The 13,699-nt window shown below is 73.1% G+C and carries 9 protein-coding genes; 4 read left to right on the top strand and 5 right to left on the bottom strand.

Annotated features, from left to right (window positions below; all coding sequences use genetic code 11):
* Nucleotides 1-37: 37 nt before the first annotated feature.
* The 5 genes from EDD39_RS30980 to EDD39_RS30960 form a co-directional block, all read right to left on the bottom strand.
* Nucleotides 38-2,938, bottom strand: a complete 2,901-nt coding sequence (locus EDD39_RS30980) for a glycosyl hydrolase family 95 catalytic domain-containing protein (protein ID WP_123562397.1) — start codon at nucleotides 2,936-2,938, stop codon at nucleotides 38-40.
* Between the two features lie 216 nt (nucleotides 2,939-3,154).
* Entirely contained in the window at nucleotides 3,155-4,906 is a 1,752-nt protein-coding gene (locus tag EDD39_RS30975; RefSeq protein WP_123562395.1) for a glycoside hydrolase family 35 protein, read from the bottom strand.
* An 82-nt stretch (nucleotides 4,907-4,988) separates the two neighbouring features.
* Entirely contained in the window at nucleotides 4,989-6,335 is a 1,347-nt protein-coding gene (locus EDD39_RS30970; protein ID WP_123562393.1) for an ABC transporter substrate-binding protein, read from the bottom strand.
* A 44-nt stretch (nucleotides 6,336-6,379) separates the two neighbouring features.
* Nucleotides 6,380-7,282 carry a carbohydrate ABC transporter permease gene (locus EDD39_RS30965; protein WP_123562391.1) on the bottom strand — a complete coding sequence of 301 codons (903 nt, stop codon included), beginning with the start codon at nucleotides 7,280-7,282 and terminating at the stop codon, nucleotides 6,380-6,382.
* Entirely contained in the window at nucleotides 7,279-8,229 is a 951-nt protein-coding gene (locus EDD39_RS30960; protein WP_162870263.1) for a carbohydrate ABC transporter permease, read from the bottom strand. The genes EDD39_RS30965 and EDD39_RS30960 overlap by 4 nt, the downstream gene beginning before the upstream one ends.
* A gap of 375 nt (nucleotides 8,230-8,604) precedes the next feature.
* On the opposite strand from EDD39_RS30960, the gene EDD39_RS30955 reads away from it, so the two are divergent.
* From EDD39_RS30955 to EDD39_RS30940, 4 genes are all read left to right on the top strand, one after another.
* Nucleotides 8,605-9,654, top strand: coding sequence for a substrate-binding domain-containing protein (locus EDD39_RS30955; protein WP_123562389.1), 1,050 nt, complete (start codon nucleotides 8,605-8,607; stop codon nucleotides 9,652-9,654).
* A gap of 145 nt (nucleotides 9,655-9,799) precedes the next feature.
* Nucleotides 9,800-11,359: a sugar ABC transporter ATP-binding protein gene (locus tag EDD39_RS30950; RefSeq protein WP_123562387.1), complete on the top strand. Its 1,560-nt coding sequence runs from the start codon at nucleotides 9,800-9,802 to the stop codon at nucleotides 11,357-11,359.
* On the top strand, nucleotides 11,356-12,381 hold the full coding sequence (locus tag EDD39_RS30945) for an ABC transporter permease (protein ID WP_123562385.1): 1,026 nt from the start codon (nucleotides 11,356-11,358) through the stop codon (nucleotides 12,379-12,381). The genes EDD39_RS30950 and EDD39_RS30945 overlap by 4 nt, the downstream gene beginning before the upstream one ends.
* Nucleotides 12,382-12,587: 206 nt before the next feature.
* Nucleotides 12,588-13,655, top strand: coding sequence for a LacI family DNA-binding transcriptional regulator (locus EDD39_RS30940; RefSeq protein ID WP_123562383.1), 1,068 nt, complete (start codon nucleotides 12,588-12,590; stop codon nucleotides 13,653-13,655).
* Nucleotides 13,656-13,699 lie beyond the last annotated feature (44 nt).

The following is a 13,699-nucleotide window of genomic DNA, read 5'->3' as shown; positions in this document are numbered from 1 at the left end:
GAGGAGGGGTGGTCGACGGGGCGGGGCCGTGATCCGGTCAGACGGGTACGAGCGTCCAGTCCTGGGAGGGGGCGCCGCTGGCGGCGGCCTGGACGATGGCCGCGCCCGCGTCCGGGGAGTCGCCCGCGACGTCGAGGCACAGGCCGCTGGAGACGTTGACCAGGCGGACGTACCCGCTCGCGGCGGGGACGAGGTTCCACCACTGGTTGGGGCTGCGGGTGTCCGTCCACTGGTCGAGGGCCTGGCCGGGGGTGGGGGAGGAGCCGGGGTCGTCGAGGACCTTGCCGCTGTTGGCGTTGGCGAGCCGGAACGAGCCGTCGTAGTCGGGCAGCAGCTGCCACTTCTGGTTGGCGCCGCCGTTCCAGGGCCACTGGACGACCTGGGCGCCGTCCCAGGTCGCCTGGTTCGCCACGTCGAGGACCTGGCCGCCGGCCCGGTTGACCAGGCGGTAGGTGCCGGCCAGCGTGGTGACGGTGACGGTGGTGCGGGTGCCGGCGGTCAGGGTCAGGGTCCGGGCGTGGGCGCCGAGCGGGGAGGTGCCGGTGGCCGCGGTGGTGGAGAGCGCGGCGATGCCGCGGCGGCAGATGAAGGTGAGGGTCTGGGTGGTGTCGGAGACCAGGGTGGCGGTGGCGGTGCGGGCCGAGGTGTCCCAGGCCAGGCTCTCCACCAGGACGCGGTTCCGACCCCGGACGCCCCGGACGGTGCCCTTGACGATCTGTTCGGGCAGCGCGGGCAGGATCTCCAGCACGCCGGGGCGGGTGTACAGCAGGGCCTCGGCGAGGACGCCCGGCAGCGCGTTGGCGGCGTCGCAGTTGTAGGTGGTCAGGTCGGGGTTGTGCGAGGTCACCAGGGAGCGCCACACCATGTTGCTGCCGAGGATCTTGCGGATGTTGTCGAGGACGCCGGCGCCGTCCTTGAGCCGGGCCCGGGCCAGCGCCCGGTGCAGGCTGCCGTGCGCCGAGTAGTTCTCGTCGCCGCGCAGATCCAGGGCGCGGCCGGCCGCGCGGACCAGGTCGGGCCGCTCCTCGGGGTTGATCTCGTGCAGCGGCCAGGCCCCGTACAGGTGCTGGACGTGCCGGTGGTTGTAGCGGTCCTGCAGCCCGGGCCAGGACCACTCGGCGAGCGCGCCGTCGCCGTTGACGGTGTAGTCGGGGAGCTTGCCGAGCAGTGCCGTCCAGCGGGCCACGCCCTGGCCGGAGCCCTGTTCGAGGCCGAGGGCGTTCGCCGCGTCGATCGCGGCCTGCAGGGCGTGCCGGCCGGCCATGATGTCGCCGGTGGCGTTGACCGAGAGCATCTGCCCGGTGTTGGACGGGGAGTTCTCCACCGAGAAGGACGGGACGAAGACCGCCTTGCCGCTGCTGTCGGTGCGGGTGAGGAAGTCCTCGTAGAACAGCGCGAGTTCCATCAGTGCCGGGCCGAGCTTGTCGCGCAGGAACGCGGCGTCGCCGGTGACCTGGTAGTGCTCCAGCAGCGGGTACAGCAGCCAGTCGGCGCCGCCGGTCCAGCACTGGCCGGGGAAGCCGCCGTCGAAGTGCAGCATGTGGCCGTGCTCGCCGTCGGTGCGGGTCGGGGCGAGGAAGCCGCGGGCGCCGTACAGGCGGGTGGCGTTGTCGCGCCAGTCGGCGAGCTGGCCGAGGACCAGGGTGAAGTAGGCGTTCATGGCGCCGTCCTGGCCGAGGAGGTTGCCGCCCGCGACCTGGAGGTTGATGTTGGCGTCGGTGGTGATGTCGTCAGCCCAGGCGGCGTTCCAGGAGCCGGTCCACAGGCCGGTGAGGCGGGGCGGCAGCAGGCCGCTGGAGCTGGCGAACAGGTAGCGGCCGGAGTCGTACATCCGCTCCAGCAGGGCGAGGTCGACGGTGGAGCGGTCGCCGTTCTGGCGGGCGATCAGTTCGCCGGTGGACAGCTGCCGGTCGGCGCTGGACACCCCGAGGTCGAGACTGGAGGAGTCGAACAGCGCCTGGTGCAGCGGCGTGTGCCGTCCGAGCAGGGTGGTGTAGTCGGCGGGCAGCGCGGCCAGGGCGGTCTGCAGCGGCCTGGCGTTCCACCCGGTGGCGTTCTCGTACCTGCCGAGCTTGGTGAGCAGCAGCACCTTGGCGGCCTTGGCGACCACCAGGCCGCCGCCGGAGGCCGTGACGGTGGCCTTGCTGCCGGTGACCACGACCCGGGTGACGCCCTCGAAGCCGTACGCGCCCTGCCCGGCCGGGTAGGTGCCGCGCACGTCGAGGGTGCCCTCGGTGGTGGAGACCCTGGCGGCGGTCGTCGTGAACGTCACGTCCGCGGGGGCGCCGTCGAGCGCGGTGTACGCGGTGACGGTGGTGTTGACGGTCTGGCCGGTGGCGGGCAGCAGCTCGTGCACGACCACGTCGTCGGCCCGGGAGGCGAAGACGTGCCGCTTCCAGGTGCCGGCGCTGTCGGTCCAGGTGTGGGTGACCTCGCCGGTGCGGTAGTCGACGATCCGGGCGTAGTTGTCGGCGGTGGTCATGGCCGGGCTGTTCAGCCGCAGCTCGTAGCCGGGGTGGAAGGTCTGCGTCCAGCGCAGCGACCAGCCTTCGGCGAAGGTCCCAGCGGCGCCCCAGTAGTCGCCGGCCAGCGCCTTGTCGCGGACGGTGTCGAGGCTGCCGGAGAGGACGGGCGGCAGGAGGTCGCGGGTGCCGTTGGGGAGCACGAAGGAGTGGTGGTTGAGGACGACCCGCTCCAGGGCGGGGGTGCCGTGGGGCACCGCGCCGTGGGTGCCGTTGCCGGTGACGAAGCCGTCGGTCCAGGCGGTGGCCTGCGCGGTGTCGTAGCTGCCGCGCTGCGGGAGGGCGACCTGCGGGGGGACGGCGGCGGCGGCGCGGACGGCGGGGAGCAGGGCCCCGCCGAGGGCGGTGGCCCCGGCGGTCAGGGCGGCGGCGGTGACGAACTGCCGGCGGTCCAGCGAGAGGTGGGGCGAGGACATGGCGGGACTCCTGCTCGCGGTGGGGGAAGGCGCCCGGGCGGTCGGGCGGACACTGCTGAGAGTCTCAGAGCACTGTTTGGTTGTGTCAAGGTTACGGACGAGTTTCCTGATGGATCATGTTTGATTATGGTGATTGCCGGTGTTCTCCCTGGTCGCGGGCAGGCCGAAGCCCCCGGCGGCGCGGCGGCCGCCGGGGTGCACTGGTCGGGGTCGGGGCTACTCCTCGGTGGGGCCGAGGTCGGGGTGGGGGAGCAGCCGGGCGGTGCGGTGGGACGGGGCGGCGTGCAGTTCCAGCACGGTGAGCTCGTTCGGCCCGGGGCGCAGGGCCGGGCCGGGGACGTACAGCGAGCACTGGGGGCCGCGGGACCAGTGGCGGCCGAGCGGGAAGCCGTTGACCCAGGCGTTGCCCTTGGTCCAGCCGGGCAGGTGCAGGAAGGTGTCGGCGGGCTCGTCGACGTGGAAGGTGCCGCGGTGGAAGACCGGGCCGGGGACGGGGCCGGCGGTGCCGGTGAAGGAGAGCTCGCCGAGGTCGTCCAGCGGCAGCGGCAGGCTGGTCCAGCCGGTCAGCTCCGCGCCGTTGAGGAGCACCGGCCCGTGCAGGCCCTTGCGGTCGTGCAGGCCCTCGCCGTAGTTGACCCGGCCCTGGTTCTCCACCAGCAGCCGCAGCACGGCGCCGGCCCGCGGGACGTGGAAGGCGATCGCCCGCTCGTGGTTCTCGCGCTCCAGCACGCCCACGGGCTGGCCGTCGACGAACACCTGGGCGCGGTCGGCGACGGCGCCGACCTCCAGCAGGGCGGGGCCGGCGGCGGGCAGCACCGCCTTGTAGAGGACGAAGCCGAAGTCCTGGCCGAGCTCCTCCATGGTGAGCGGGCGCAGCGCGGGCACGGCGGTGCCTAGCACCGGCAGGTCGGCGAGCAGCGGGGCGCTCTCGGTGAGCTGGACGGTGGCGGCGGGCAGCTTGGGCCCGGCGGCGGGGGCCGGTTCGGCCATCGACGGGGCGTACTTGGCGAGCACCTCGCGGAAGGCGTGGTACTTGGCGGTGGGGTCGCCGGCCTCGTCGAGGGGCGAGTCGTAGTCGTAGCTGGTGACGGTGGGCCGGTAGGTGTGCTTGTCGTTGGCGCCGTTGGTGAAGCCGAAGTTGGTGCCGCCGTGGAACATGTACAGGTTGACCGAGGCGCCGGTGGCGAGCAGCTCGTCGAGTTCGCGGGCGGCGTCCTCGGCGTCGCGCACCACGTGCCGGCCGCCCCACCGGTCGAACCAGCCGATCCAGAACTCGGCGCACAGCTTGGGCTGCCCGGGCCGCAGTTCGTCCAGCGCGGCGAGGCCCTGGCGGGCGCGGCTGCCGAAGTTGACGGTGGCCAGGGTGCCGGGCAGCGCGCCGCGGGCCAGGTCGCCGGGCTGGTCGCAGGTGAACAGCGGGACGTCCACGCCGTGCCGGCGCAGCAGTTCGGCGAGGTGGGCGAGGTGCGAGGTGTCGTCGCCGTACGCGCCGTACTCGTTCTCCACCTGGACGGCCAGCACCGGGCCGCCGCGGGTGGCGAGCCGGTCCAGGACCCGGGGTAGCAGCGCGCCGAACCAGCCCTCGACGGCGTGCAGGTAGCCGGGGTGGTTGCTGCGCAGCCGCACGCCGGGGTCGGTGAGCAGCCAGGACGGCAGGCCGCCGCCCTCCCACTCGGCGCAGATGTACGGGCCGGGGCGGAGCAGCACGTGCAGGCCCTCGGCGGCGGCGAGGTCGAGGAAGGCCGGCAGGTCGAGCCCGCCGTCGAAGCGGAACTCGCCGGGCCGGGGCTGGTGGAGGTTCCACGGGACGTACGTCTCGACCGTGTTGAGGCCCATCAGCCGGGCCTTGCGCAGGCGGTCGGTCCAGTGGTCGGGGTGGATCCGGAAGTAGTGCAGGCCGCCGGAGAGGATGCGGAACGGGGCGCCGTCGAGGGTGAACTCGCCGCCGTCGGTGTCGAGGACGGGCATGGGGTTGCTGCTCCTGGGGTGCTGGGGGGAGGGGGCCGGTGCCCGCCCGCCCGCGGCGGGGCGGGCGGGCACCGGCCGGGGGTCACGGCGTGGTGACCTTGAAGCCCTGCTGGTTGCCGTAGTCGGCGATCCGCTTCTGCCAGGCGCCCAGGCCGGCGTTCAGGTCGCCGCCGTTCACGGACTGGCCGACGGTGTCCTTGAAGACCGAGTTGGCGTACACCTGGTACGGCAGGTACTGCCAGCCGGTGCCGACGGTGGCGGAGGAGTCGGCGAGGATCCGGTTGGCCTTCTGGCCGCCGAGCGCGTCCAGCGGCTTGTCCAGGAAGGCCGGGTCGGTGAGCAGGCCGGTGGTGGCCGGGAAGAGGCCGTTGTCGTTGAGCGAGCGGACGGCCTCCGGGTCGGAGTTCAGCCAGATGGCGAACGCCGCGGCGGCGGCCTGGTGCTTGCTGGAGGTGGGCACCGCGACGGCCGAGCCGCCGTTCTCCGCGGAGACCTTGTCGCCCGTCGACCACTGCGGCATCGGCGCGACCCGCCAGTCCTTGGCGGTGTTCGGGATGGTGGAGGCGATGTTGCCGGGCGCCCAGGCGCCGATCAGCCACATCGCGTAGCGGCCGCTGTCCATGCTCTGCCACCACTCGTTGGTCCAGCCGGGCGCGGCGTCGACCAGCTTGCGCTGCAGCAGCGAGGACCACAGGTCGGCGACCTTCTTGCTGCCCGGGTCCTGGAGGTCGACCGCGACGTTGCCGGCGTCCTTCTGCTGGAAGGGCCGGCCGCCGGCCTGCCAGATGAAGCTGTCCAGGCCGCCCGCGTCACCGGGGTCGATGGAGGTGATGAAGCGGTTCGGGTCGGACGCCTTGATCTTCACCGCGACGTCCTCGAACTCGGCCCAGGTGGTGGGCGGCTTCAGGCCGAGCTGGTCGAAGAGCTTCTGGTTGTAGAACATCGCCATCGGGCCGGTGTCCTGCGGGACGGCCCAGACGCCGCCGTTCAGCGCGACCTGCGACCAGGCGGACGGGGTGAACTTCGACTCCAGGCCGGCCGCGCCGTACTGCTTGAGGTCCACCAGCCGCTTGGAGAGCGCGAACTCGGGCAGTGCGAAGTACTCGACCTGGGCGACGTCGGGGCCGCCGCTGCCGGCCTTGATCGCGGTCTGCATCTTGGTGTACTCGGTGGCGGACTGGCCGGCGTTGACCACGTTCACCTTGATCTTCGGGTACTTCTGCTCGAACAGCGCGACCGTCTTGTCGATGTTCGGCGCCCAGGTCCAGAAGGTCAGCGTGGTGGGGGTGTCCAGCGCCGCGGCGGGGTCGGTGACCGCCGGGGCGGCGGACCCGGCGCCGGAGGAACCGCAGGCGGTCAGGCCGAGCACCAGGGCGGCGGCCGGGACGAGGGCCGCGAGTCTGCGGCGGCGGGCGGGTGCGGGAGACATGGTGGTTCCTTGCTGTGGAGGGGCGGAGGGAGGGGCAGGTGCCGTCATTCCTTGACGGAGCCGGCCGACAGGCCGGACTGCCAGTAGCGCTGCAGGAAGAGGAAGGCGACCACCAGCGGGACGATCGCCAGCAGGCTGCCGGTGACGACCAGCGGGTAGAAGTCGGTGGTGGTGGCGCCGCTGCCGGCCGCGCCGGTGGCCAGCGCGTTCCACTGGTTGAGGCCGACGGTCAGCGGGAACCACTTCGGGTCGCTGAGCACGATCAGCGGCAGGAAGTAGTTGTTCCAGGTCGCGACCAGGGCGAACAGCAGGACGGTGACGAAGCCGGGGGCGAGCAGCCGCAGCGAGACGGTGAAGAAGGTGCGCAGCTCGCCCGCGCCGTCGATCCGGGCGGCCTCCAGCATCGAGTCCGGGACCGCCTCGGCGGCGTACACCCGCATCAGGTAGACGCCGAACGGGCTGACCAGCGAGGGCAGCAGCACCGCCCACGGGGTGTCGACGATCCCGGCCTTGCTGAACAGCAGGTAGGTGGGGACGGCCAGCGCGGTGCCGGGGATGGCGATCGCGCCGAGCACGGTGGCGGCCAGCGCGGTGCGGCCGCGGAAGCGGTACTTGGCCAGGCCGTACCCGGCGGCGGTGGCGATGAACGCGGCGCCGCCGGCGCCGACCACCGCGTACAGCAGGGTGTTGCCGAACCAGCGCAGGTAGATGCCGTGGTCGTAGCTCAGCACGTCGGCGATGTTGCCGAACAGGTGGAAGCCGTGGCCGAACCACAGGCCGAAGCTGTCCATCAGCGAGGCGGTGTCCTTGGTGGAGGCCATGAACAGCCACACCAGCGGGAGCAGCGCGTAGCCGAGCATCAGGGCCATCGCCAGGGTGAGCGCGTTGCTGGCCCGGCCGCGGCGCGGCCGCCGCTTCGTGATGGTGGTGGTGGTGCTGCTGCTCATGCGCCCTGCCCCTTCCGCATCGACCGGAGCTGGACGGCGTAGGCGATCACGGCGGTGACGCCGCCGAGGACCACGGCGACGGCTGCCGAGTAGTTGAACTGCTGGCCGTTGAAGGCCAGGTTGTAGGCGTACATGTTGGGCGTGTAGCTGGTGGAGACCACGTTCGGCGCCAGCGACTGCATCACGTTGGGCTCGTTGAACAGCTGGAAGGTGCCGATGATCGAGAACACCGTGGCCAGCACCAGGGCCGGGCGGACCGCGGGGAGCTTGATGCTCCACGCCTTGCGGAACTCGCCGGCCCCGTCCAGCGCCGCGGCCTCGTACAGCTCGGTGGGCACGGTGCGCAGCGCGGCGTACAGGATCAGCATGTTGTAGCCGGTGTACTGCCAGGTCACCACGTTGCCGATGGAGGCGAGCATCCAGTCCGGGCCGAGCAGGTCGGGCAGCTTCGTGCCGAGGAAGTCGCCGATCTGCCCGGCGAGTCCGAACCGGTCGCCGTACAGGTAGCCCCACATCAGCGAGGCGACCACGGCGGGCACCGCGTACGGGACGAAGACGCCGATCCGGAACAGGCCGGGGCGGCGCAGCCGGCCGCTGTCGACGGCGAGCGCGGCCAGCAGGGCCAGGCCGAGCATCACCGGGACCTGCACCAGCAGGAACATCAGCACCCGCCACAGGCCGGCCCGGAACAGTTCGTCGCCCAGGGCCCGGCGGTAGTTCTCCAGCCCGACGAAGACGGTGCCGCCGATCAGCCGGTCCTGGAACAGGCTCAGGTAGGCGGCGTAGCCGAGCGGCGCCGCGACCCCGATCACGAACACCACCAGGAACGGCGCGAAGAACGCGAAGCCCCAACCGCCGTGCCGGGCACCGCGGTTGCGGGGACGGCGGGTGGCGGGGGCGGAGCGGGACCGGGCGGGACTGGAGGTGGTGCGCTGCGACGTGCTCACGGGAAGTGCCCTTCGGCGGATGTTTACGCCAACATGGTGTTGGCGACGAGTGTTGACCCGGTGTTGCCGGGGCGTCAAGCCGTTGTTGCGTCGTGATGCCGCTTCGTGATCGGGCGGCGGCCCCGGCGGGCGCCCGATCCGCTCGGAGAAGCCGCAGGTCACGGCGGTCGTCGCGGTGGCGGTCGGGCGGGCGGTGGCGGGTCCGGCCGGATCGGCGGCCAGATCACGACCCGGTATCGGTGGGTCGCCCGGCTTGACTCCGGCGAGTCCCCACCCCTCTCATTGTTGCATCACGTTTGATCGTGTTCGGTTGTCTGTTGACTTCAGTGCGCCAGTCTCGCGCCGGTCCGGACTCCTGCGCCAAGGAGCGTCCCCATGCCTCGAACCGCCCCCTCCTCCCGCACCGCCTCGGCCGCAGCCCTGCTGCTCGCCCTGGGCCTGGCCGCCACCGCCTGCTCGACCGGACAGCAGTCCGGGTCCGGCGACGGCGGCGTCGCCAAGGTGGACGGGAAGATCTCGATCACCTACCTGCAGAAGCAGGGCGACCAGGAGTACTTCGTCGGCGAGGCGGCCGGCGCCAAGGCCAAGGCCGCCGAGCTCGGTGTCGACCTGAAGGTCGTCAACCTCGGCAACGACGCCAACAAGACGGTCAGCGAGGTGCAGTCCGCACTCGCCCAGAAGTCCAACGGCCTGATCGTGGTCGTCCCCGACCCGGCGGTCGGCCCGCAGGTCGTCCAGGCCGCCCGGGACGCCAAGGTCGCCCTGCTCACCTCGGACGACCAGATCTGCGCCGACGGCCCCGACCCGGCCGCCTGCGCCAAGGAGCAGCTGGTGCCGCGGATCGGCTTCTCCGGCGCCCAGATGGGCGGCGAGGTCGGCAAGCGCGCCGCCGAGGAGTTCACCAAGGCCGGCTGGAGCGCCGCCGACACCCGGGTGATCTCCGCCTGGAAGCAGGACGTCACGGTCTGCGGCGACCGGGTCAAGGGCGCCCGGCAGGCGTTCGACGCCGCCGTCCCCGGCGTCAAGGCCATCGACGTCGCCACCGACAACACCCCCACCGGCGCCCAGGACAAGGTCGCCGCCACCGTCACCGCCAACCCGGGCGTCAAGCACTGGGTGGTGTGGGGCTGCAACGACGAGAACGTGCAGGGCGGCGTCACCGCGCTGGCCAACGCAGGCTTCAAGGCCGAGGACGTGGCCGGCGTCGGCCTCGGCGCCTACCTGGCCTGCAAGGACTGGAAGAGCGGGCAGCCCAGCGGCATGAAGGCCGCGCTGTTCATCAACGGCAAGGACGTCGGCGCACTGGCCGTCCAGACCGTGTACGACAAGCTCAAGAACGGCAAGGAGTTCCCCGCCGAGGCGTTCGCGCCGACCCGGATGGTGGACGCCGCCGACTGGCAGGACGCCGGCGTCAGCTGCAGCTGACCCGCCCGAGCCGCCCCCGGCCCGGCCCGGCTGCCCCCGCCGGGCCGGGGGCCCACCCTCCCTCGCTCCCCTTCCTTCTCCTGCGCGCTTCTCCTGCGCGCCGCGCCCTCCGCCCGTTCGCCCGTCCGCTCCGAGGTGACCCGCCATGACCACCCCACCCGACCACTCCCCGCCACCGCTCCCGCCCGGCACGGCCGGCGTCGTCGCCGTCGGCAAGCGCTTCGGCGCCGTCCGGGCGCTCGGCGGCGTCACCCTCGACTTCCCCGGAGGGCAGGTCACCGCGCTGATGGGCGAGAACGGGGCGGGCAAGTCCACCCTGCTGAAGATCCTCACCGGCGACCACCAGCCCACCGAGGGCCACCTGCACCTGGACGGCCACCGCCTCGACCTGCGCTCCCCGGCCGACGCCCGGGCCGCCGGGATCCGGATCATCCCGCAGGAGCCGGAGATCATCCCGCACGTCACCGTCGCCGAGAACGTCTACGCGGGCTCCCTGCCGCGCCGGGCCGGCCGCCGCCTGGACCGGGCCGAGCTGCGCCGCCGCATCCTGGCCGACCTGGAGCGCCTGGGCTTCGCGGGCGTCCTCGACCCCGACCTGCTCGGCTCGCAACTCACCCCCGCGCAGCGCCAGTTGGTGGAGATCCTGCGGGCACTGACCGGAGAGGCGAAGGTCATCGCCTTCGACGAGCCCACCTCCTCGCTCTCCGAGCAGGAGGTGGAGGCGCTGTTCGCCCTCATCCGGCGCCTGCGCGCCGACGGGGTCGCGGTCGTCTACGTCTCGCACCGGATGCAGGAGATCTTCCAGCTGGCCGACCGGATCGCCGTGCTGCGCGACGGTGAACTCGCGGGCGTCCAGGACGCCGCCGCCACGAACGAGGGCGAGCTGGTGCGGCTGATGGTGGGCCGCGACCTGTCCGCGATGTTCACCCGCGAACGGGTGGCCACCGACCGGGTCGTGCTCGACGTCTGCGGCGTCACCACCGACGACGTGCACGGCATCGACCTGCGGGTGCACGCCGGGGAGGTGGTCGGCCTGGCCGGGCTGATCGGCGCCGGGCGCTCCGAGCTGGCCCTGGCGCTGGCCGGGGACCTGCCGATCCGCTCCGGCACCGCCACGCTCAACGGCAAGCCGCTGGGCGGCAGCCCGGGCCGGGCGATCCGGGCCGGACTCGGCCTGGCGCCCGAGGAGCGCAAGGCCCAGGCCCTGTTCCTGCACCGCTCGATCCGCGACAACACCTCGGTGGCGGTGCTGGAGCGCCTGCGCCGCTTCCGCTTCGTGCGCCGCGGCGCAGAACGCGAACTGGCCCGGGAGTACACCGAGCGGCTGCGGGTGCGCACCCCCTCGATCGAGCACGAGGTGCGCAAGCTCTCCGGCGGCAACCAGCAGAAGGTCGTCCTCGCCCGCTGGCTGGCCCGCAAACCCGAGGTGCTGATCCTCGACGAGCCCACCCGCGGCATCGACGTCGGCGCCAAGGCCGAGATCTACCGGATCATCGCCGACCTCGCCGAACAGGGCGTCGCCCTGCTGGTGATCTCCTCCGAACTGCCCGAACTGCTCGGCCTGGCCGACCGCATCGTCGTCATGCAGGGCGGCCGGATCACCGGCGAACTCGACCGCGCCGACGCCACCGAGGAAGCCGTCCTGCACCTCGCCATGGCCGACGACCTCACGCCCCGCAACCCCTCCCCTGGAGCCACCTCATGACCGCCCTGACCAGCCCGCCCGCCCGGCCCGAGGCCGCCCGGGGCTCCGTCCTCCCCTCGCTGATCGCCCGGCTCGGCGCCCAGCACCTCAGCCTGATCGGCGCCCTGGTCGTGGTGCTCGCCGTGTTCGGGACGCTCAACGACAACTACCTGAGCCTGGGCAACCTCCAGGTGATCGCCGAGGCCGCCACCATCACCGGCCTGCTGGCCGTCGTGCAGACCGTCGTCATCATCTGCGGCGGCCTGGACATCTCCGTCGGCTCGCAGGCCGGCGTCGCCTCCGTCGTCTCCGCGATGGCCTTCACCTCCGCGGGCTCCAACGCCTACGCGGGCATCGCCGCCGCCGTCGCCGTCGGCCTGCTGATCGGCCTGCTCAACGGCGCGGTCATCGTGCACGGCCGGGTCAACCCCACCATCGCCACCCTCGCCGGACTCGCCGCCTACAAGGGCCTCGCCCAGCTGATCTCCGACGGCCGCGCCCAGGGCTACGTCCTCGGCGACCCGGTGTTCGTCTTCCTCGGCCGCGGCAGGATCGCCGGACTGCCCGTCATGGTCTGGCTGCTGGTCCTGGTCGCGCTCGCCGTGCACGTCCTGCTGGCCCGCACCGACCTCGGCCGCAACCTCTACGCCATCGGCGGCAACGACACCGCCGCCCGCCTCGCCGGCATCAACATCAACAAGTACCTGATCGCCGTCTACGGCCTGATCGGCACCGTCGCCGCCCTCGCCGGCATCCTGCTCACCGCCCGCACCGGCTCCGGCCAACCCACCTCCGGCAGCGAGGGCCTGGAACTCAAGGCCATCACCGCCGCCGCCCTCGGCGGCTGCGCCCTCAAGGGCGGCAAGGGCGGCATCGGCGGCACCCTGCTCGCCGTCGCCCTGCTCGGCGCCCTGGAGAACGGCCTCACCGTCCAGGGCATCAACTCCTTCTGGCAGAACGTCGCCCAGGGCGCCCTCCTCGTCGTCGCCGTCGTCATCCAACAGCGCCGCAACGGCGAACGCGCCATCGGCCTCCCCGCCTGACCCACCCCCCCCGCGCTTCCGTCCCCCTGCCACCGGGCTTCGGTGGGCCGCCCCACGGGCGTGGCGGCCCGGCTCCTGGCCGGGGACGGAACGGCGGGCCGGCCGTTGAGGGTCGGCCGCGCCCGCCAGGTCACCGCCCCGACTGCTCCGGCAGCCGGGGCGGTGGCTTTTCCCGATCTCCGCCCCGCTACCATGTTTACGCAGACATGAAGGAGGACCGCATGCAGCAGGGCCCGACCGCCGACGGCACCGCCCGCGGCAGGACGCGGCCGCCGTCGCAGGCCGACGTCGCGGCGCTCGCCGGGGTCTCCTCGCAGACCGTCTCCCGGGTCGCCAACAACCGCAGCAACGTCGAACCGGAGACCCGCGAACGGGTGCTGTCGGCGATGCGGGTGCTCGGCTACCAGCGCAACAGTGCCGCCCGGGCGCTCACCCTGGGCCGCTTCCACGTCCTGGGCGTGGTCACCTTCGACGTCACCGCCCAGGGCAACGCCCGCACCCTGGCCGCGATCTCGCGCGCCGCCCAGCGGGCCGGCTACTCGCTGAACGTGGTCTGCGTCGAGGACCAGACCGAGCGCGCCGTGCAGCAGGCCGTCCGCCAGCTCACCGACCAGGCCGTGGACGGGCTGGTGGTGATCGAGGCGCAGATCCTCGACCGCCCCGGCTTCTCCGTCACCTCCGGCGTCCCGGTGGTGGTCGCCGACGGCGACCCGGAGCGCCGCTTCCCCTCGGTCGACACCGACCAGGCGGCCGGCGCCACCGCCGCCACCCGCCACCTGCTCGGCCTCGGCCACCGCACCGTCTGGCACCTCGGCGGCCCGCAGGACTCCTACGCCGCCCGCCGCCGCGCCGCCGCCTGGCACGCCGCGCTGAAGGCCGCCGGCGCGCCCGTGCCCCCGCTGCGGTACGGCGACTGGACGGCCGAGGACGGCTACCGGATCGGCCGCGAACTGGCCGCCCGCCCCGACGTCACCGCGGTGTTCGCCGCCAACGACCACCTGGCGCTCGGCCTGCTCCGGGCCCTGCACGAGGCCGGCCGCCGGGTCCCCGAGGACGTCAGCGTGGCCGGCTTCGACGACCTGCCCGAGGCGGCCTACTACCTGCCGCCGCTGACCACCGTCCGGCAGGACTTCGAGGAGGTCGGCCGGCAGTGCGTGGCCCGGCTGCTGGCCCAGATCGAGGCCCCCGCCACGGCCGGGGACGCGCCGGTCGTGGTGGCCCCCGAGCTGGTGGTGCGGGCCAGCACCGCGCCCCCGCCCGCCCCGCGCGGCTGAACGAACGGCGGCGGCGGGCCCCACCCGGAGGTCCGGAGGTGGGG

Source organism: Kitasatospora cineracea (assembly GCF_003751605.1).
Lineage (GTDB): Bacteria > Actinomycetota > Actinomycetes > Streptomycetales > Streptomycetaceae > Kitasatospora > Kitasatospora cineracea.
The sequence above is the reverse complement of the archived record's forward strand: the minus strand, read 5'-3'. Positions and strand labels throughout refer to the sequence as shown.

Bases quoted from the DNA above. Each gene is read 5' to 3' on its own strand.
- EDD39_RS30980 (WP_123562397.1), bottom strand. From the start codon at position 2,938: ATGTCCTCGCCCCACCTCTCGCTGGACCGCCGGCAGTTCGTCACCGCC.
- EDD39_RS30975 (WP_123562395.1), bottom strand. From the start codon at position 4,906: ATGCCCGTCCTCGACACCGACGGCGGCGAGTTCACCCTCGACGGCGCC.
- EDD39_RS30970 (WP_123562393.1), bottom strand. From the start codon at position 6,335: ATGTCTCCCGCACCCGCCCGCCGCCGCAGACTCGCGGCCCTCGTCCCG.
- EDD39_RS30965 (WP_123562391.1), bottom strand. From the start codon at position 7,282: ATGAGCAGCAGCACCACCACCACCATCACGAAGCGGCGGCCGCGCCGC.
- EDD39_RS30955 (WP_123562389.1), top strand. From the start codon at position 8,605: ATGCCTCGAACCGCCCCCTCCTCCCGCACCGCCTCGGCCGCAGCCCTG.
- EDD39_RS30950 (WP_123562387.1), top strand. From the start codon at position 9,800: ATGACCACCCCACCCGACCACTCCCCGCCACCGCTCCCGCCCGGCACG.
- EDD39_RS30945 (WP_123562385.1), top strand. From the start codon at position 11,356: ATGACCGCCCTGACCAGCCCGCCCGCCCGGCCCGAGGCCGCCCGGGGC.
- EDD39_RS30940 (WP_123562383.1), top strand. From the start codon at position 12,588: ATGAAGGAGGACCGCATGCAGCAGGGCCCGACCGCCGACGGCACCGCC.